The 17,542-nt window shown below is 60.1% G+C and carries 20 protein-coding genes; 7 read left to right on the top strand and 13 right to left on the bottom strand.

Going from position 1 to position 17,542, the window contains the following annotated elements; translation table 11 throughout:
• Window positions 1-235 precede the first annotated feature (235 nt).
• Window positions 236-868, top strand: a complete 633-nt coding sequence (ycaC, locus tag JMV15_RS16515; RefSeq protein ID WP_014720109.1) for an isochorismate family cysteine hydrolase YcaC — start codon at window positions 236-238, stop codon at window positions 866-868.
• Window positions 869-1,005: 137 nt separating this feature from the next.
• Here the strand turns inward: ycaC and JMV15_RS16510 are convergent, their stop codons facing one another.
• From JMV15_RS16510 to JMV15_RS16470, 9 genes are all read right to left on the bottom strand, one after another.
• Entirely contained in the window at window positions 1,006-2,163 is a 1,158-nt protein-coding gene (locus JMV15_RS16510) for a glutathionylspermidine synthase family protein (protein WP_014720110.1), read from the bottom strand.
• Window positions 2,164-2,174: 11 nt separating this feature from the next.
• Window positions 2,175-2,882 (bottom strand): DUF1190 domain-containing protein, encoded by a 708-nt coding sequence (locus JMV15_RS16505; RefSeq protein ID WP_014720111.1) that lies wholly within the window; start codon window positions 2,880-2,882, stop codon window positions 2,175-2,177.
• Window positions 2,883-2,900: 18 nt separating this feature from the next.
• Window positions 2,901-3,329 (bottom strand): DUF350 domain-containing protein, encoded by a 429-nt coding sequence (locus JMV15_RS16500; RefSeq protein ID WP_003194539.1) that lies wholly within the window; start codon window positions 3,327-3,329, stop codon window positions 2,901-2,903.
• 16 nt (window positions 3,330-3,345) lie between these two features.
• On the bottom strand, window positions 3,346-4,020 hold the full coding sequence (locus JMV15_RS16495) for a DUF2491 family protein (RefSeq protein ID WP_014720112.1): 675 nt from the start codon (window positions 4,018-4,020) through the stop codon (window positions 3,346-3,348).
• Window positions 4,007-5,041, bottom strand: a complete 1,035-nt coding sequence (locus tag JMV15_RS16490) for an ion channel (RefSeq protein WP_019818834.1) — start codon at window positions 5,039-5,041, stop codon at window positions 4,007-4,009. Before JMV15_RS16490 ends, JMV15_RS16495 begins: the two co-directional genes overlap by 14 nt.
• A 72-nt stretch (window positions 5,042-5,113) precedes the next feature.
• Window positions 5,114-5,674: a rhomboid family intramembrane serine protease gene (locus tag JMV15_RS16485; RefSeq protein ID WP_038451651.1), complete on the bottom strand. Its 561-nt coding sequence runs from the start codon at window positions 5,672-5,674 to the stop codon at window positions 5,114-5,116.
• Window positions 5,675-5,768: 94 nt separating this feature from the next.
• Complete coding sequence (locus JMV15_RS16480; RefSeq protein ID WP_014720114.1) at window positions 5,769-6,467, bottom strand: PspA/IM30 family protein; 699 nt, start codon at window positions 6,465-6,467, stop codon at window positions 5,769-5,771.
• Between the two features lie 17 nt (window positions 6,468-6,484).
• Entirely contained in the window at window positions 6,485-7,066 is a 582-nt protein-coding gene (locus JMV15_RS16475) for a YjfI family protein (protein ID WP_019818839.1), read from the bottom strand.
• Window positions 7,067-7,294: 228 nt separating this feature from the next.
• Entirely contained in the window at window positions 7,295-8,326 is a 1,032-nt protein-coding gene (locus JMV15_RS16470) for a PDDEXK nuclease domain-containing protein (protein ID WP_038451653.1), read from the bottom strand.
• 174 nt (window positions 8,327-8,500) lie between these two features.
• On the opposite strand from JMV15_RS16470, the gene JMV15_RS16465 reads away from it, so the two are divergent.
• From JMV15_RS16465 to JMV15_RS16440, 6 genes are all read left to right on the top strand, one after another.
• Window positions 8,501-9,145, top strand: coding sequence for an NAD(P)H-dependent oxidoreductase (locus JMV15_RS16465; RefSeq protein ID WP_038451656.1), 645 nt, complete (start codon window positions 8,501-8,503; stop codon window positions 9,143-9,145).
• Window positions 9,084-9,461 (top strand): MerR family transcriptional regulator, encoded by a 378-nt coding sequence (locus JMV15_RS16460; RefSeq protein WP_081339090.1) that lies wholly within the window; start codon window positions 9,084-9,086, stop codon window positions 9,459-9,461. Before JMV15_RS16465 ends, JMV15_RS16460 begins: the two co-directional genes overlap by 62 nt.
• Window positions 9,462-9,583: 122 nt before the next feature.
• Window positions 9,584-9,826, top strand: coding sequence for an exodeoxyribonuclease VII small subunit (locus tag JMV15_RS16455; RefSeq protein WP_003194556.1), 243 nt, complete (start codon window positions 9,584-9,586; stop codon window positions 9,824-9,826).
• Window positions 9,823-10,710 carry a (2E,6E)-farnesyl diphosphate synthase gene (ispA, locus tag JMV15_RS16450; protein ID WP_014720119.1) on the top strand — a complete coding sequence of 296 codons (888 nt, stop codon included), beginning with the start codon at window positions 9,823-9,825 and terminating at the stop codon, window positions 10,708-10,710. The genes JMV15_RS16455 and ispA overlap by 4 nt, the downstream gene beginning before the upstream one ends.
• A 110-nt stretch (window positions 10,711-10,820) precedes the next feature.
• Window positions 10,821-12,719 (top strand): 1-deoxy-D-xylulose-5-phosphate synthase, encoded by a 1,899-nt coding sequence (gene dxs, locus JMV15_RS16445; protein ID WP_014720120.1) that lies wholly within the window; start codon window positions 10,821-10,823, stop codon window positions 12,717-12,719.
• 137 nt (window positions 12,720-12,856) lie between these two features.
• Complete coding sequence (locus JMV15_RS16440; RefSeq protein ID WP_038451662.1) at window positions 12,857-14,731, top strand: TonB-dependent receptor domain-containing protein; 1,875 nt, start codon at window positions 12,857-12,859, stop codon at window positions 14,729-14,731.
• A 90-nt stretch (window positions 14,732-14,821) separates the two neighbouring features.
• Here the strand turns inward: JMV15_RS16440 and JMV15_RS16435 are convergent, their stop codons facing one another.
• The 4 genes from JMV15_RS16435 to JMV15_RS16420 all read right to left on the bottom strand — a co-directional run bounded on the left by JMV15_RS16435 (window position 14,822) and on the right by JMV15_RS16420 (window position 17,489).
• Window positions 14,822-15,607, bottom strand: a complete 786-nt coding sequence (locus JMV15_RS16435; protein WP_038451665.1) for a cobalamin-binding protein — start codon at window positions 15,605-15,607, stop codon at window positions 14,822-14,824.
• Complete coding sequence (locus JMV15_RS16430; RefSeq protein WP_014720123.1) at window positions 15,604-16,023, bottom strand: hypothetical protein; 420 nt, start codon at window positions 16,021-16,023, stop codon at window positions 15,604-15,606. Before JMV15_RS16430 ends, JMV15_RS16435 begins: the two co-directional genes overlap by 4 nt.
• On the bottom strand, window positions 16,020-16,637 hold the full coding sequence (ribA, locus tag JMV15_RS16425) for a GTP cyclohydrolase II (protein ID WP_005791841.1): 618 nt from the start codon (window positions 16,635-16,637) through the stop codon (window positions 16,020-16,022). Before ribA ends, JMV15_RS16430 begins: the two co-directional genes overlap by 4 nt.
• 129 nt (window positions 16,638-16,766) lie before the next feature.
• Window positions 16,767-17,489, bottom strand: coding sequence for a substrate-binding periplasmic protein (locus tag JMV15_RS16420; protein WP_019818851.1), 723 nt, complete (start codon window positions 17,487-17,489; stop codon window positions 16,767-16,769).
• Between the last annotated feature and the right edge of the window lie 53 nt (window positions 17,490-17,542).

The following is a 17,542-nucleotide window of genomic DNA, read 5'->3' as shown; positions in this document are numbered from 1 at the left end:
ACACAGTTCAATTACCCAACAGCTGCTGGCCACCCTTCAATCAATGTCATTGAGGCAGACAATTCATTCCTGTTCTGCGCAGCGACCTGAGGCCTGAAATCGCGCCTTAACCATTGTCCACTTTAAGTTGACAGTAAGACTCCTTCCACCCGATTTATCCCTCGTCACCTACCCATTAATCTGTGCCCATGTTGAACGCAACGCCCAACCAACCTAAACAAAAAAGGATTCAACCATGAGCACTGCAACCTACAACCGCTTGAACAAAGACGACGCCATTGTTCTGCTGGTCGATCACCAGACCGGCCTGATCTCCCTGGTGCAGGACTTCTCCCCCAACGAGTTCAAGAACAACGTGCTGGCCCTGGCTGACCTGGCCAAGTTCTTCAACTTGCCGACCATCCTCACCACCAGTTTCGAGCAAGGCCCTAACGGCCCGCTGGTGCCGGAGCTGAAGGAGATGTTCCCGGACGCGCCGTATATCGCTCGCCCTGGTCAGATCAACGCCTGGGACAACGAGGATTTCGTCAAGGCAATCAAGGCCACCGGGCGTAAGCAGATCATCATTGCCGGTGTGGTGACGGATGTGTGTGTGGCGTTCCCGACCTTGTCGGCGCTGGCAGAAGGTTTTGAGGTGTTTGTGGTGACGGATGCATCGGGCACGTTCAATACCACCGTGCAGCAAGCGGCGTGGAGCCGGATGACGCAGGCCGGCGCGCAGTTGATGAACTGGTTCTCGGTGGCGTGTGAGTTGCACCGCGACTGGCGCAACGACATCGAAGGGCTGGGGAATTTGTTGTCCCAGCGGATTCCTAACTACCGCAATTTGATGAACAGCTACTCGGCCCTGTCTGCTCGCCAGAGCTAAGACTGCCATGCTCCGTATTGAGCCTGCCTGAAAAGGCAGGCTTTTTTATGGGTGTAGATTGAGAGGCGTGCGGGTGACGCGGAGCGTCACTGGATGCGTTACCACGCGGAGCGTGGGAACGAACCCGTCAGACGTCCCTAATCCAGGATCAAGTGCGGCAGAAACCGGCTTGAATCCTTGGTGATCAAGCTATTGTCCTCGCGCACACCGATGCCGGCGGCCTGGTCGCCAATGACCCAAGAGCCGATCAGCGTGTAGCTGTCACCAAATTTTGGCAGCGGTGCGAACTCTTGAAGGATGAAGGGCGCATCCGTGTAGGGGCCGTCTTCTTTTACGGTCAGGCCTTCGGCGGTTTGCAGTTCGATGTTGGCGCCTTCACGGGAGAAGAACGGCTTGCGCACCCAGCCTTTTGGCACGGCTTTGCCTGGGTCGGTGTCCAGGTGGGACGCGAGCAGGTTGGGGTGGCCTTTGTTGAATTCCCACAGCAGCGGCAGGATGCCTTTGTTGGAAATAATGGATTTCCACGCGGGCTCGAAGAACTGTGTGTCGCTCTGGGCAATCGCGGCACCAAAGGGTTCGTGGAAGATGAACTCCCAGGCGTGCAGTTTGAACAGGTGGGGAATCCAGCGATCTTCAAGGTCGACGAAGCGGCCTTCGCTGTTCAAGCCGATGTCTTCGATGTCGATGTGGCGCGATTCGATGCCGACCTTTTCAGCGACCAGGCGCAGGTAGTCGGTGGTGCCTTTGTCTTCGATCGAGTCTTTCATCGAGGCGAAGTAGAACGGCTGGTTGACCTGCAGTTGGGCGAAGGCCTGGTGCAGTTTGGTGTCGATGCTATTGAACTGGTCGGCGTGCTTGGGCAGCAGGCCGCGTTCGATGCATTGTTCCAGCCAGCCCCACTGAAACGCGGCTGCTTCGTAGAGGCTGGTGGGGGTGTCGTAGTTGAGCTCCAGCAACTTGGCGGGCCCGCTGCCGTTGTAGGAGAAGTCCATGCGCCCGTAAAGGTGCGGGTGGCCTTCGAGCCATGAGGTTCGGATCATGTCGTAGAAAGGCGCGGGGATGCTCAGGCGTTCAAGCAGTTCTTCGCTGTGGACCACGCGGGCGACGAGGTCCATGCACATGTCATGGAGCTCGGTGGTCGGGTCTTCGAGGTCGCGCTCGATTTGCTTGAGCGTGAACTGGTAGTACGCGCTTTCGTCCCAGTAGGGTTCGCCGTCGATGGTATGGAACAGGAAGCCGAGGCTCTCGGCGGTGTGTTTCCAGTCATGACGCTCTGCGCATTGGATCTTCTTCATGGCCGGTTTCCTTAGCTGCTCGACCCGCCGCCCCAGCCGCTGCGTGCGCTGGCTTTGCTGCCGAAGCCGCCGCGGGAGGTGGCCGATGAAACCGAGCTCGACTTAGGTGAAGATCGCAGCGTGCTGGTGTAATTGCTGCTGCCGTAGCGGGCTTGGTTGGAACGGCCAAAGGTCGCGCCATTGGACACGCGTTGGTTGAGCGTCGAGTTACCGTAGTTGCCGCGATCATCGCGGTAGCGGTACACCGGCTCGGAACGGTAGCTGTTGCGGTTGTTGCTCAGCATGTTGCCGATCAGCAAGCCGGTCAGCAGGCTGCTGGTGGAGAAGCCTGAGCCGCCGCTGGCCTGAGCGTTGGCCGCTTGCGCATTGGCAGCGTCGACTTGGGATTGGGTCACCTGGCCTTCGGCGGTCAGTTCGAAACCGCCCAAGCGCGGGATGAATTTGCCGGTGGAGTCTTGCTGGCACCAGTCAGCGACAAAGTCGGCGTCGCAATCGGCCTGGCTGTCATACACCGGCGCAATGCGGCGATGCTCGGCCATGGCCGTCATGTAGGCGTCCGAGCAGACGTCTACCGGAAGTTTCTCATCGGCGCATTGCTGTACCGATTGGAAGTTGTACTTCTTTTGCAGGTCGTAGGTTTTTTCCGTTGGGCCACAGCCGGATATCGCCATGGCGACCGACGCTGCCAGCGACAGCTGGACGTACTTGCTTCGTTTCATCGGGAGCTCCGTGGGCAATCAGTTCGAGGTGGGCGTCATGCACGCGGCATTCAGCATGCCGACGCTGATGGCCACCGCGGCCACGTAGATACCGGCCGCCAGTTCGCCCTTCTTGATGCGCTCGGACGTGCCCTTGAGCACCAGGCTGGTCAGCAGGAACGCCAGCAGTTGGACGACGGCGGCGATCACGGCCCAGACGATGAAGTCGAGAACGTTGATCGAGTAGGCAATCACATTGCTGGCCGGAATGGCGAAACCGACGATGGCACCGCCCAGGGCGACCGCTGCGGAGGTGTTGCCCGCACGGATCAGTTCGAACTCCTTGTGCGGGGTGATGCGGGTGTAGATGAACTGGAACAGCGCGAACAGTACCGCAGCCCCCAGGATGTAGAGGACAAAGCCGAGCACCGCAGCTTTGTTGAGGGAGATGGAGAGTGCTTCTAGCATGGACGGCTTCCTTTTTTTAGAGCGTAGTCAGGTCGGTGGTGTACAGCGAAATGCCTAGGGATGTGCTCAGGCTGATGGTGCCTTCGGCATCTTCTTCGACGGAGAACAGCAGGAACTCTCGGCGGTCGGTCAAGCCGGTGTCGCGGGCGTATAGCATCGAACGGTGCTCGATGCTGTAGGTGGCTTCTGGGCTGATGACCTGTTCGCTCATCGCCACCAATTCAGTCTGGCCATCTTCGCTGCCCCACTCCCGGAAGAACTCGACGCCGTCGTGGGTGTAGGTCGGCAGACCGATCAGGCTTTGTGGGCCCGCAAGCCTGCTCAGTTCCGCTTCACTGCTGATGGTGACGTAACTCAGGTAGTTGAACAGAATCACTGACTCGACCTGGCCCGCTATCTGGCCGGTGGTGTGCACCTGCAACCAATAATCTTCGTCGTTCATGTAATAGCGCGACAGCCAGGTGGACTGGCCGAGGTCGATGGTGCCGTTGCTCCAGATTTCCTGGGAGCCGGGGATCACCACGTTGGTTTTTTCATCGAGCAGCAATTTCAGAGTCGTGTCAAACATCACGCCCTTGCCCGGCGCCAGGCCCAAAGGGCCGGTGGCGGGCAGGCTTGGGCTGGCGGTTCGGCTCGAGTCGGTAGTGGCTTTTGGGGCCTCAAGCCCCATCAACTGTTTAAGCCATCCCATGAAAGATTTCCTTAAGGCGAGTGGAAGCGATGTAGAAGAGTTCGCCGCCTTTGACCGCTGTGGCACTGGGCGGGTTGATCGACGGCTGCTGAACACCTTTGGCGCGATAGCCAATGAGGGTGGCGTTGTGGCGCTCCTTCATCTGCGTGTACAGCTCGCCGAACGTTGCCTCAAAGGCGTCGGGCAATTTCATCAGGTACTGGGTGGCGCCCTGCCCCACGCACAGCAACTCATTGATGACCACCGACGAGCCCGGATCCTGAGAGGCGCGCACCAGCATTTCGATCGCCATGCTGGACGTGCATTCCAGGCGCGGGGCGTAGGAGCTGGCCAGTGCAGCGATTTCACTTTCGTTGAAGTGGGCGACCACATGCCCGACGGGGCTCAGTTGATTCACCGCCAGCACGGTGGCCAGCGTCAGGTCATCAGACGGGGTCCGCACCAGCACACGCTCGGCACCGGGCACACCGGCACGCAGCAACAGTGCGGTGGAAGACAGGCTTTCGCCGCGGATGAACGCTGCTTTGCCCGGCATCGGATTTTCTTCAAGGCTGCAATCGCAGATCACGATCAGGTTGTCGTTCGAGGTTTCGTCTTGCAGCAACAACTCAATCACCCGCTCGCTGGACGCGCCCTCCCAGCCGATCAGCACGGTATGGCCGACCTTGCCGGTGAAATCACCTTTGCCCTTCATGCCCTTTCTCCATGCATCGATAACACTGCTGGTGGTTTTGCCGATGGCTGCCGTGAGCAGCGCAATGCCCCCGAGCATGACCCAGGCCGCCACGAAAATTCGCCCAGCAGACGTCTGCGGCGCGAGGTCGCCATAGCCGACGGTGAGTGTGGTGGTGAGATAGAAGTAGATAAACGTGGCGGCAGCGGTGAGGTGTTGTTCGCCCAGCAACACCAGGCCCAGGTAAGCGGTGCTCAGGTGGACACCCAAGGCAACGATCAGGCCTGCCCAACCGAAGCGATGAAAGAGGGACGAGGCGTACATGCGTAGCAGTAGGAAAATCGACATTTAGCCCCTGGCTCCCTGGGTACTTGAATCCTGACGACAGCATCGCCTCGACGTCTGGATGCTCAAGTGCGTTCACCCGGCATTAAACCCGCTGCGCGGCGTGGATAGAAGTACCTTGGCTGCAATAAATCCGGCGAGCGCACCAAACAGATGCCCTTCGAAGGAAACGCCCTGCCGCGGAAGGAAGCCCACGACCAGTCCGCCATACAGCAAAGCCACAACAGCGGCTGTTAGCAGGTTGCCCCAGCTTCTGTGAAACCAGGCGCGAGACAGCAGATAGGCCCATAGCCCGAACACCCAGCCGCTGGCGCCGACGTGTACGCCTGAAAAACCGAACAGCCAGACCAACAAGCCGCCCAGCAGAATGACGATGGCACTGACGGCGATGAACCGGTTGACCCCTTCGATGATGACCAGAGAGCCCAAGACCAAAAAGGCAATCAGGTTGGCGCTCAGGTGAGCGAAGGAGGCGTGCAAAAACGGCGAGGAGAGTATGCCGAACAGACCCTGCACCGTTCTAGGGATCAGCCCGAATGCCATGAGGCTGTAACCGGTCGCCACATTGAGCAGTTGCAGCGCGACCATGAAGAGGGCCAGGCCTGCGATTGTCTTGAAACCCTTCAAGGCGTTCATCCTGACCTCAACATACAAAAGAAGAGCACTGCGACTGTGGCGAGGGAGCTTGCTCCCTCCCCACAGAGTTGCAGGCTTAACTGACCTACGTTGATTACTCAGCCGACTTTTGCTTCAGACGCTCCAGAATCGCATTGGCACTGCCTTCGTTCGGCGTGATGCCGGCATCACGCAGTTTGCGTTCCAGGTCTGTCCCCGTCGACGCTTCAGCCAGCTCATCCTGGGCTTGCAGCTCAGCGGCGCGTTGTTGCTGTTTGGCCTGCAAGCGATTGAGCGTACCGACGGCGGTTTCCAGCTTGCCGTTGGCACCGCCGCTGGCAATGGAGGCACTGACCTGGGCCTTTTGCACGCTGTCGCGAGCCTTGGCCATGTCCACTTGCTGGCGCAGGCTTTTGATGCGGCTTTCGGCCTTGGTGATGTCTTTGCGCATGCTCTCAGCGTACCCACCGAACTCGGTGGTCTGCTTTTGCTCCACGTCCCGCTCGTTGGTCAGGGTCGAAATGGCTTCGGCCACTTCCAGGGCGAGGTCTTCACGGTTGGCCTGGATTGCGGCCATCGCCTTGGATTCCAGGTCTTTGATCTTGGCGTCGTACTCGCCAACACGATCAGCCGCCAGTTTGTGCTTGGCCATGATGCTCACCAGCTCACGCTTGGCGTTGGCCAAGGCGCTGTCTGCATCGCGAATTTCCTGGTCAAGGATGCGCAGGGCCTGTTGGTCGACGATCGATTCGCCGACTTCGCTGGCACCGCCACGCAACGCGGTGAACAATTTGCTCCAGATGGACTGAGTCATTGGGTTTTCCCGAATAATTAAATGAAGAAACGTTCGAAGGCTTCGCTGGCGCGCTGCACGTTATCAACCAGGGTTTTCACCTCGGTCACGATGTTGGTCAGGCTGGAGTCGGAGCTGAGCGCACCGAACATGTTGTAAACCACCTGCCCGTTCGGCATGGACTCGATACCGATCGACGACAACGGGAACATCTCCCGGCTGCGCAGCACGGCGTCATTGAAGGCCGGCACGTCGTTGATGGACTCGGCGTCGACCAGGACGGTATCCACGATGATTTGCTCGCCCACCACCGCGATGTAAATCGGCAAGCCACCAAAGTCGTTCATTTCCAGCTTGATGCTGGACTCGGAGCCTTGGACGAGAGAAAGCGTAATGTCATTGGACGTCACGTCATCCAGCGCCTGAAGAGCACTGTAAAGACGATCGATATTCCAGTTAGTACCTGCGCTCATGAAATTCTCCGACATGAATGAGCCAGCCAGGATCGGTTGGCGTAGCTGTTTCTCCATTTGCTTGAGCAGGCTTCGGTTTTCGGGAAGCACCCAAGTCTCGTGTTTCACATAACCGGCCGCCGCCAGCCCCGCACGCATCTGCTTCATGTAAAAGCTCGACGGCTTTTTTGCGGACGGCTTCAAGCGCTCTCCCTTGAGGCTTGTTGAATCGGTATCGGGCCCAGTTGATGGGCTCGATGGAGAGCTGCTGTTCATGGTACTGACCTCGCTGTGAAAAACTCACGCGTGAGAAAATCTACAGGCAATCCGCAAGGTACTCAATAGCTCACGCGTGAGATTTTTCCTTACATTTTTCAGCCACCGAAAAGACCCAGCCTACCCCGCCAACTCTCGCTCGATTTGCTCGATGCTAGGCAAGCTCGATTGCAGTTCGGCTGGCAAAGACTCCATCAGTTGATATTGCGCCACACCAATAGGCCGGTTGTTATCGCGCAGTGCGTATTCAGCCACCACTTCATTTTTACCCTTGCACAACAAGAGGCCGATAGTCGGGCCATCCTGTGGGTGCTTTATCTCGGCATCCACCGCCGCAAGATAGAAGCTCAATTTGCCCAGATGCTCGGGCTTGAACTTGCCTGCCTTGAGTTCGATCACCACATAGCAACGCAGCTTCAGGTGATAGAACAACAGGTCAATGAAGAACTCATCGCCGCCTACATTCAGCAGCACTTGCCGGCCAACGAAGGCAAAACCTGCGCCCAACTCCAACAAGAAGTCAGTGACATGCTTGATCAGGGCGTTTTCGATTTCGCGCTCTTGTGCATTCTGGCCCAGACTGAGGAAATCAAAGCGGTACGGGTCTTTGAGGGATTCGCGCGCCAGGTCGGATTGCGCTTTGGGCAGATGGCTTTCGAAGTTGCTGACGGCCTTGCCACTGCGCTCCAGCAGGCGATTTTCAATGTGCATCACCAGTGTGTTGCGCGACCAGTTATGTTTTAAGGCCTGGATGATGTACCAACGACGAGTTTCGGGGCCGGGAAGCTTATCGAGCAGCACCACGTTGTGGCCCCAAGGCAATTGTGCAGCAGCCTGTTGCACAAATTCCGAATCCGGCCACGCCTCGGCAAAAGCACGCATGTATTTCAGATTGCGCGGCGAAAAACCCTTGATGTCAGGAAAGGCCGCCCGCAGATCTTGCGCAAGGCGGTCGATCACTTTACTACCCCAACCTTGAGCGTGCTGACGCGCCAAAATATCGTGACCGAGCTGCCAGTAGAGCAGCACCAGCTCACGATTAACGGCAATTGATGCGCGCTGTTGCGCCTGATGGATACGGCCCTTGAGGTCTGTCAGCCAATCGCCGTAGCCCTCAGGAGGCGCGATCAACCCGATAGAAGTTTCGCTCATGCCTTTTTTACTCTGGTGTTTTCGGCAGGCTAGCCAGCCGACAGTACCGTCACAAGCATTCGAGAACAGTTCAGGAAGGGTCCTGCGTACCTCACAGAAAGGTCCTGCTGGCACTTGACTCTCCCCTATACGGCACCCCCTACCCTGAATGCCCTTTTCTCAGAACTTATCACCATGAGTCAGCGCATTCTGGTCATTCTCGGCCACCCGTCCGCCGATAGCTTTTGTTCCGCCCTCGCGCACACTTATATCCACGCTGCTAAAACGGCCGGTCACGAAGTCCGCGTCCTGCGCTTGGGTGATCTCAGGTTCGACCCCATCCTTCATCATGCTTACACCCAGGTTCAAGCGCTGGAACCTGACTTGCTCAGCGCCCAAGCCGACATCCTTTGGGCCGAGCATCTGGCCTGGGTTTTCCCTGTCTGGTGGGGCGGTATCCCGGCACTGATGAAGGGCTTTATCGACCGCGTTTTCCTCCCCGGCTTTGCCTTCAAGTACCGCGCAGGCAAGGCATTCCCAGACAAGCTGCTAAAGGGCCGAACCGCGCACTTGTTAGTGACCCTCGACACGCCGCCGTGGTATTACCGCTGGGTTTATCGCATGCCGGCCATCCACCAAATGCGGCGCACCATGCTGGCGCTGTGCGGCATCGCGACGAGCAAGACGCTGCTGTTGGGGCCGGTGCTGGGCTCTTCGCTGACGCAGCGGGCCAAGTGGCTGAAACAGGCCGGCGCACTATTTGAAAAAGGGAGTTTTCATGTACATCGGCAAAGCCGCGCAGTTGTCCGGCACGACCATCAAGGCGATTCGTCACTATGAGGCAATCGGGCTGATGCCAGCGCCTGCGCGTCGGGGCGGTTATCGCGTTTATACCGAGCAGAGTGTCGAGCGGCTGATGTTTATAAAGTGCGCGCAACAGCTGGGGTTCAAGCTCAAGGAATTACAGGAGATTTTGCAGGGGTACGAGGGTGATGCGCTTCCCTGGGACAAGGCTGACCAAGCCATCGCCAATAAGAAGCAAGCGTTAGCCATGCAAATTGTGGCATTGCAGAATATGCATCAGGGTTTATTGGTCTTCGAGGCCCAATTGAAAGCGGCGCAGGGGGAGTGCTGGGTCGCCACGAAGACAAGCTGAGACTCGGTGAGCCGAATAAACCCATCAATCGGCTCACATCACCGTTTGTGCGCCACTCATTTGCCCCAATCCCCCATGTCTGCTAGTGTCGCGCCGGTTTACCGTCTACCGGAATTGCCGCCATGGCCCGCAAAAAAGTTGCACTCGATTTCGAACAATCCCTCGCCGACCTGCAAGCCCTGGTCGAGCGTCTGGAGAACGGCGAGTTGTCGCTGGAAGACTCGTTGACAGCGTTTGAGCAAGGCATCGGCCTGACCCGCGACTGTCAGAGCGCGTTGGCGCAGGCGGAGCAGAAGGTCCAGGTGTTGCTGGAGCGTGACGGGGAGTTGGCCGAAGAGCCTTTCGATGCGGAACAGCCGGAATGATCAGCGCATACCAGGCCAGTAGCCAAGCCCGGGTGAATGCCGCGCTGGAGCCCCTGTTTGTTGCGCCAAGCCCGGAAATGACGCGCCTCTATGAGGCCATGCGCTACAGCGTGATGAATGGCGGCAAGCGTGTGCGCCCGTTGCTGGCCTATGCCGCCTGCGAAGCTCTCGGGGCGCCGGCAGCCGAGGCGAATGGCGCGGCCTGTGCGGTCGAGTTGATCCACGCCTATTCCCTGGTGCATGACGACTTGCCGGCAATGGACGACGATGATTTGCGTCGCGGCCAGCCCACCACCCACAAAGCCTTCGATGAGGCCTATGCAATTCTGGCCGGAGATGGCTTGCAGAGCCTGGCGTTCAGCGCATTGCTGGACCCGACGCTAAGCAGCGTCAACGCCGAGATCCGCTTGCGCATGGTCACCGCCCTGGCCCATGCAGCGGGCCCGGCTGGAATGGTCGGCGGGCAGGCCATCGACATGGGCTCGGTCAGCCTCAAGCTCGATCAAAAAGCCCTCGAACACATGCATCGCCACAAGACCGGTGCGCTGATTGAGGCCGCCGTGCAACTGGGCGCCCTGGCCAGTGGCCGTGCCGACGCCGAGCAATTAGCGGCGCTGCAGACCTATTCTCGCGCTGTCGGCCTGGCCTTCCAGGTACAGGACGATATCCTCGACGTGGAAAGCGATACCGCCACCCTCGGTAAACGCCAAGGCGCCGATATCGCACGTGACAAGCCGACTTATCCTGCCTTGCTGGGGCTGCAAGCCGCCAAGGCCTATGCCATCGAGCTGCGTGACCAGGCTCTGGATGCCCTGCGACCTTTCGACGCGGCGGCCGAGCCACTGCGTGACCTGGCGCGGTATATCGTCGAACGTCGCCACTGACAGCCGCGGCCATTTGCGCCGCATATCGGCCAAGTTCGGCCCTCTGCGTGGGCAGTTTGCACGGCTTGAGGTAAACTGCCGCCTCTTCTATACCTATAACGATTCGCCTGATGCCCACGACGTTTCAAGAGATTCCCCGCAAACGCCCGTCTACGCCCCTGCTCGACCGTGCTGCCACGCCGGACGGCCTGCGTCGACTGGGTGAAGCCGAGCTGGAAACCCTGGCCGATGAGCTGCGCCTGGAATTGCTCTACACGGTCGGCCAGACCGGTGGGCATTTTGGCGCCGGGCTGGGCGTGATCGAGCTGACCATCGCCTTGCATTACGTGTTCGACACCCCGGACGACCGGCTGGTGTGGGACGTGGGCCACCAGGCGTATCCGCATAAAATCCTCACCGGCCGTCGCGAGCGCATGGCCAGCCTGCGCCAGAAGGACGGCCTGGCCGCCTTCCCACGCCGTGCCGAGAGCGAGTACGACACCTTTGGCGTCGGCCACTCCAGCACGTCCATCAGTGCAGCACTGGGCATGGCGATTGCCGCCCGCCTGCAAGGCAGTGAGCGCAAGGCGATTGCGGTGATTGGTGATGGCGCGCTGACCGCCGGCATGGCCTTCGAAGCGCTGAACCATGCGCCGGAAGTGGACGCCAACATGTTGGTGATCCTAAACGACAACGACATGTCGATTTCGCGCAACGTGGGTGGCCTGTCCAATTATCTGGCGAAGATCCTCTCCAGCCGTACCTACGCCAGCATGCGCGAAGGCAGCAAGAAAGTGCTGTCGCGTCTGCCTGGCGCATGGGAAATTGCGCGCCGCACCGAAGAGTATGCCAAGGGCATGCTGGTACCCGGCACCCTGTTCGAAGAGCTGGGCTGGAACTACATCGGCCCTATCGACGGCCACGACCTGCCGACCCTGATCGCGACGTTGCGCAACATGCGCGACCTCAAGGGCCCGCAGTTCCTGCATATCGTCACCAAGAAAGGCAAAGGTTTCGCTCCGGCGGAAGTCGACCCGATTGGTTACCACGCGATCACTAAGCTCGAACCCCTGGACGCTCCCGCCGCCGCGCCGAAAAAGGCCAGCGGGCCGAAGTATTCCGGGGTGTTTGGCGAATGGCTATGCGACATGGCCGCCGCCGACCCGCGTCTGGTGGGTGTTACCCCGGCGATGAAGGAAGGCTCCGACCTGGTGGCGTTCAGCGAGCGTTTCCCGCTGCGTTACTTCGACGTGGCGATTGCCGAGCAACACGCCGTGACCTTCGCGGCCGGCATGGCCTGCGAAGGCGCCAAGCCGGTGGTGGCGATCTACTCCACCTTCCTGCAACGCGGTTATGACCAATTGGTTCACGATGTGGCGGTGCAGAACCTCGACGTGCTGTTCGCCATCGACCGTGCCGGCCTGGTGGGCGAAGACGGCCCGACCCATGCGGGCAGTTTCGACCTGTCGTACCTGCGCTGCATCCCCGGCATGCTGGTGATGACCCCGAGCGACGAGAACGAACTGCGCAAGATGCTCAGCACCGGCCACCTGTACAACGGCCCGGCCGCTGTGCGGTACCCGCGCGGCACCGGCCCGAACGCCGTGATCGAAAAAGACCTGGAGCCGATCGAAATCGGTAAAGGCATCGTGCGTCGCCAAGGCAGCAAAACTGCGTTCCTGGTGTTTGGCGTGCAACTGGCTGAAGCCTTGAAAGTCGCCGAGAAGATCGACGCCACCGTGGTCGACATGCGGTTCGTCAAGCCACTGGATGAAGCGTTGGTACGCGAAATTGCCGCCAGCCATGAGCTGCTGGTGACCGTCGAAGAGAACGCCATCATGGGCGGCGCCGGTGCGGCGGTCAGTGAGTTCCTGGCGCGGGAGAACATCCTCAAGTCGGTGCTGCACCTGGGCTTGCCAGATGTATACGTCGAACACGCCAAGCCGGCGCAGATGCTGGCTGAATGCGGGCTGGATGAGGCGGGTATCGAGGCGTCCGTGCGCGAGCGCCTGGCGCTACTGAATCTGTAATCAGCCCCAACTGTGGGAGCTGGCTTGCCTGCGATGACGGCGGCACATTCGCTAACAATGTGTCAGATACACCGCTATCGCAGGCAAGCCAGCTCCCACAGTGGTTTTGCATGACCTTCGAATGCTATGGACAGCCCATGAAACGCCTGTGCCTTGCCCTGCTACTGCTTCCCTGCGCCGACCTGCTCGCCGACACCCGCGACCAGGCCCTGAAGCTCTCCGACGTGGTCATCAGCGCCAACCGCCAAGTCCAGGCGCGTAATGACAGCAGCGCCGCCAACACCGTCTTCACCCGCGCCGACATCGACCGCCTGCAACCCACCAGCGTCACCGACCTGCTCAGCCGCGTGCCGGGCGTGCAAGTTGCGCCGACCGGTGGGCGTGGCAGTTTGCCGGGGATTTTCATTCGCGGCACCAAGTCGGCGCAGAGCCTGGTGCTGGTGGACGGCCAACGCATCGCCAACACCACCTCCGGCGACAGCGGCTTGCAATACCTCAACGTCGATCAGATTGAACGGGTGGAAGTGCTGCGCGGTTCACGTTCGGTCATTTACGGCAGCGATGCGATTGGCGGGGTGATTCAGGTGTTCACCCGGCGCAATGCCGAGCAAGGCTTGCAGCCGCGCCTGAAACTTGGCTTTGGCAGCAACCAGACCTGGGAACGCAGCCTGGGCCTGTCAGGCGGCGATGAACACACGCGCTTCAACCTGGGCGCGAGCCTGGATGAAACCGCCGGCATCAACGCGAGCCACGCGTCGTTCCCCAGTGACGGCGACCATGATGCCTACCGCAACCAGTCCGTCAGCCTGAACCTCAGCCACTCGTTCAGTGATGAGCTGGAGGTGGGCTTCAATCTGCTGGATAACCGTGGCAAGTCGGAGTACGACAACAGTTATGGCCGCTACGACGGCGCCACCGGGCAAAGCCTGGGCCAGAAACCCTACACCGACTACACCGTGAGCAGCGCCAGCGGCTATGTCGATGCCAAGCTCAATGACAGCTGGCAGTCGCGCCTAGAGCTGGGCCACAGTGAAAACCGCGACACCAAGCGCGATACCCTCAGCGATGATTACAGCGCATTCAACACCTACCGCGACTCGGTCAATTGGCAGAACGACCTGATCCTGGATGAGCAAAACAGCCTGATCGTCGGTGGCGACTGGTATGAAGACCGTTTCCACGGTTCCACCACCTTTACCGAGAACAGCCGCTGGAACCGGGCGGCCTTCGTGCAGCACCGCTTCCAAAGCCAATGGTTTTCCACCGAGCTGGGCCTGCGCCGTGACCAGAACCAGCAGTTCGGCGGCCAGAACAGTTGGAGCGGCACCCTGACCTTGCCGGTCAACCCCGACAATGACTTGCTCTTGAGCTACAGCGAAGGCTTTCGTGCGCCAACCTTCAACGACCTCTATTACCCCGACACGCAGTACAGCAACCCCAACCTGCAGCCCGAGACATCAAAGAGCTACGAGCTGCAATGGCGCAGCCAACTGACCGACAGCACACGCCTGGAAGCCTCGCTGTATCGCACCGACCTGAGCGACGCGATCATCCTTGACGCCGGCAAGCCGCAAAACGTGGCGTCGGCGCGGATCAACGGCTTTGAAGCGGCGCTCAAGCAAGAACTGTTTGGCTGGCAGGGCAACCTGGGCCTGTCGCTTATCGACCCGCGTGACCGTGACAGCGGCCACACCCTGGCACGTCGCGCACGGCGAACGGTGAACCTGGATCTGGACCGGCAATTTGATCAACTCGGTCTCGGCGCCAGCTGGCAAGCGATCAGCAGCAGCTACGACGATGAAGCCAACCGCAACCGTCTGGGCGGTTATGCCTTGTTGGGGCTGCGCAGTAGTTGGGCGTTGAACCGGGAGGTGTCGTTGTCGCTGAAGGTGGATAACGCGCTGGACAAGTCTTATGCACGGGCGAAGTACAGCTACCTCGGGGAAAACCAGAATTATCGTGAAGAAGGTCGGGTGTGGATGTTCGGGGTGACGTGGACACCCGAGCTTTAAGTAATCTGAACCGGCGTCATCGCAGGCAAGCCAGCTCCCACAATTGAAATGCATTCCCCTGTGGGAGCTGGCTTGCCTGCGATAGCGTTGTCACAGGTTCGGCGCAATCACCTGGCACAACCGCCCCACCGCCTCCAACATCTGCCCGCTGGGCCGCTCAAGGCCCTTGTCCGGCACCAACCGCACCCGAGCAGCCATCGCCGGCCATGCCTTCCAGGCCTCCTTCTGAGCCTGATCCCCCACCAGGATCACCTCGGGGTCTCGCGCCAACACCGATTCGATATTCACCTGCGGCGCCGGCAACTTCAGGTCATCAAACACATTGCGCGCCCCGCACACGCTGAGGGCATCGCTGATGATCTGCCCACCGCCCACGGTGTACAGCGGCTGGTTCCACACTTGGTAGAACACTCGCAGCGGCTCGGCCCGCTGGTAGCGCTGGCGCAACTCGGCCAAGCGCTGGCGCAATTGTGCCGAGCGCTGGTGCCCGGCCTCGGCGCGGCCCAATTGCTCGGCAATGGCCTGCACCTGCGCGGTCAGTTGTTCAAGGCTGTGGGGTTCGGCGACGTACACCGGGATATTCAATCGTTGGAGCTGCTTGCGCTGGGCCGGGCCGACGCTGCCAGGCCAGAGCAGGATCAGGTCGGGCTTGAGGCTGAGCAGGCGCTCCATGTCCAACTGGCCGTAGTGCCCGACCGAGGGCACCTTCGCCAACGCCGCCGGGCGGTCACCACCATCAAGCATGCCGACCAGCAAGTCCTCGGCACCCAGCTCAAGCACGATTTCAGACAGTGACGGCGCCAGGCTGACAACCCGCTCGACCGGCCAGCCCTGGGCACTGAATACCAGCAGCAGCGCCAGCCAATAGCGCTTCATCCCAACTGACGCGGTATGCGATAGAGATAGAACAACACCAGCGTCGACAGCGCCAACAGAAACAGCGGCACTGCCTCCAGGCCGACGAACACCGCCAGCGCGCCAATCCAGGCCGGTAACGCTGCAACCAGCAACGCCGTGCGCCGACGCGCCGCCAGGGTGATCCAGGCTGCGGGCTCTTGAGCAGTATCAAGGGCTTTGGAGGTGGCGATCAGCGCGTGTTTGTAGGCGTGAAAATAACGCAGGCTGAGAAACATCGAGGCCACGCCGGCGATGAAGAACGGCATGGCCAAGACGGGCAACAAGGATTCAGCCCGGCCAAACAGCAGGTTGATCACGAACAACGGCAGCAATGCCAGGGCCAGGTACTGCCACCAGTTGAAGGACAGTCGCCGTTTCACCTGGCCACGGGTCACGCGCGGTCGACCTCGCCCTGGTGCTCGTTGCCCATCATGTGATCGAGCTTGCTGGCTTTGGTGGCCAGGTAGAGCTTGTTGTGTGGGTTGTGCCCGGTGTGCAGCGGCACGCGCTCGGCCACGGTGATGCCCATCTCGGTCAAGGCTTTGACCTTGCGGGGGTTGTTGGTCATCAGGCGCAGGGATTTGACCCCCAGGTGCTCGAGCATCGGCAGGCAGATGGCGTAGTCGCGCTGGTCGGCAGCAAAGCCCAGGCGCTCGTTGGCCTCGACGGTGTCGGCGCCGCCGTCTTGCAGTTCGTAGGCGCGGATCTTGTTCAACAGGCCAATGCCGCGGCCTTCCTGACGCAAGTACAGCAACACGCCACGGCCTTCACGGGCGATGGCTTGCAGTGCAGCCTCCAGTTGCGAGCCGCAGTCACAGCGCTGGCTGAACAGCGCATCGCCGGTCAGGCACTCGGAATGCACACGCCCCAGCACCGGCGCGCCATCCGTGATGTCGCCGAGGCTGAGCACAACGTGCTCGCGCCCGGTGGCTTCTTCAAGAAAGCCGTTCATGGTGAACGTGGCAAAAGGGGTAGGCAGCTTGGAAGCGGCGACGAAAACGACGGGCACCGTGTGCTCCTGATTTCAGATTTCACAGAGGCGGGCATTGTAACAGCACGTTCCTACAGACGCTTAAGCTGAATTATCGCTGATAAAGATCAATAGGTTCGATTGGCCTTTGAGTCAGTTCTATGGGCGTCAGAACGGATACGGCTGTTTCCAGCGTTCGAAAATCGCTTTCAGCTCACCGGTCTGGACCAGGATGCCCAAACGCTGGTCATACATGGCCATCAATGCCCTGCCGCGCGCGGTGTCGGCAAAGCCTACGTAGAGCGGCAGTTCAGCAATATGGGTGAGTTTGAACAGCGCCGGGTCTTGCGCCTGGCTGAGCACGTATTTGGCTTCGGTGAGGGCGTCGATATAAAAATCGGCACGGCCGTGTTGTAGCATCGGCAGAATGCCGCTGCGCCGCTCGATCTGGTTGAAGCGGCGCACGGTGGGCAGGTATTCCTCGTATTTATAGCCGCGCACCCAGGCCAGGCGATAGTTGCCCAAGGTCGCCAGGGTCGGTGTCGGCGCAGTGGCCAACCCGAGGGCGTAGACATGATCGGCGTCGAAGTTCCTGCGGGGGTACAACACACCGCTGGCCTCATCGCGATAGGTGCCGACACAACCATCCACCTCACCACGCTGGGCCAGGCCGACCGAGCGGGTATAGGGTACGCTGCGGATGTGCACGGTGATGCCAGCCGGTTCAAAGACTTGGCGCAACAGGTCCCAGGCCAGGCCGCTGCCATCTTTGTTGGTGTAGTCGTTCCACTCCTCACTGGCCAGCACGATTTTGCCGGGCATGGGAGTGTCCGCCTGGGCCAGGGAAGCGAAGGTACACAGCACGATCAGCAGCCAGCGGCATGCAGCCATAGTCACGGCCTCTTACTTGGGATAATCGTATAAAGGGTAGCGCAGACCGCCGG

The sequence above is a fragment of the Pseudomonas paracarnis genome, from assembly GCF_904063055.1.
Lineage (GTDB): Bacteria > Pseudomonadota > Gammaproteobacteria > Pseudomonadales > Pseudomonadaceae > Aquipseudomonas > Aquipseudomonas paracarnis.
The sequence above is the reverse complement of the archived record's forward strand: the minus strand, read 5'-3'. Positions and strand labels throughout refer to the sequence as shown.

Coding starts and splice junctions, on each gene's coding strand:
- JMV15_RS16480 (WP_014720114.1), bottom strand. CDS start 6,467: ATGACTCAGTCCATCTGGAGCAAATTGTTCACCGCGTTGCGTGGCGGT.
- ispA (WP_014720119.1), top strand. CDS start 9,823: ATGATCAGCGCATACCAGGCCAGTAGCCAAGCCCGGGTGAATGCCGCG.
- JMV15_RS16435 (WP_038451665.1), bottom strand. CDS start 15,607: ATGAAGCGCTATTGGCTGGCGCTGCTGCTGGTATTCAGTGCCCAGGGC.
- JMV15_RS16490 (WP_019818834.1), bottom strand. CDS start 5,041: ATGTCGATTTTCCTACTGCTACGCATGTACGCCTCGTCCCTCTTTCAT.
- JMV15_RS16440 (WP_038451662.1), top strand. CDS start 12,857: ATGAAACGCCTGTGCCTTGCCCTGCTACTGCTTCCCTGCGCCGACCTG.
- ycaC (WP_014720109.1), top strand. CDS start 236: ATGAGCACTGCAACCTACAACCGCTTGAACAAAGACGACGCCATTGTT.
- dxs (WP_014720120.1), top strand. CDS start 10,821: ATGCCCACGACGTTTCAAGAGATTCCCCGCAAACGCCCGTCTACGCCC.
- JMV15_RS16485 (WP_038451651.1), bottom strand. CDS start 5,674: ATGAACGCCTTGAAGGGTTTCAAGACAATCGCAGGCCTGGCCCTCTTC.
- JMV15_RS16460 (WP_081339090.1), top strand. CDS start 9,084: ATGTACATCGGCAAAGCCGCGCAGTTGTCCGGCACGACCATCAAGGCG.
- JMV15_RS16470 (WP_038451653.1), bottom strand. CDS start 8,326: ATGAGCGAAACTTCTATCGGGTTGATCGCGCCTCCTGAGGGCTACGGC.
- JMV15_RS16420 (WP_019818851.1), bottom strand. CDS start 17,489: ATGGCTGCATGCCGCTGGCTGCTGATCGTGCTGTGTACCTTCGCTTCC.
- JMV15_RS16500 (WP_003194539.1), bottom strand. CDS start 3,329: ATGCTAGAAGCACTCTCCATCTCCCTCAACAAAGCTGCGGTGCTCGGC.
- JMV15_RS16505 (WP_014720111.1), bottom strand. CDS start 2,882: ATGAAACGAAGCAAGTACGTCCAGCTGTCGCTGGCAGCGTCGGTCGCC.
- JMV15_RS16495 (WP_014720112.1), bottom strand. CDS start 4,020: ATGGGATGGCTTAAACAGTTGATGGGGCTTGAGGCCCCAAAAGCCACT.
- JMV15_RS16465 (WP_038451656.1), top strand. CDS start 8,501: ATGAGTCAGCGCATTCTGGTCATTCTCGGCCACCCGTCCGCCGATAGC.
- JMV15_RS16510 (WP_014720110.1), bottom strand. CDS start 2,163: ATGAAGAAGATCCAATGCGCAGAGCGTCATGACTGGAAACACACCGCC.
- JMV15_RS16455 (WP_003194556.1), top strand. CDS start 9,584: ATGGCCCGCAAAAAAGTTGCACTCGATTTCGAACAATCCCTCGCCGAC.
- JMV15_RS16475 (WP_019818839.1), bottom strand. CDS start 7,066: ATGAAGCAGATGCGTGCGGGGCTGGCGGCGGCCGGTTATGTGAAACAC.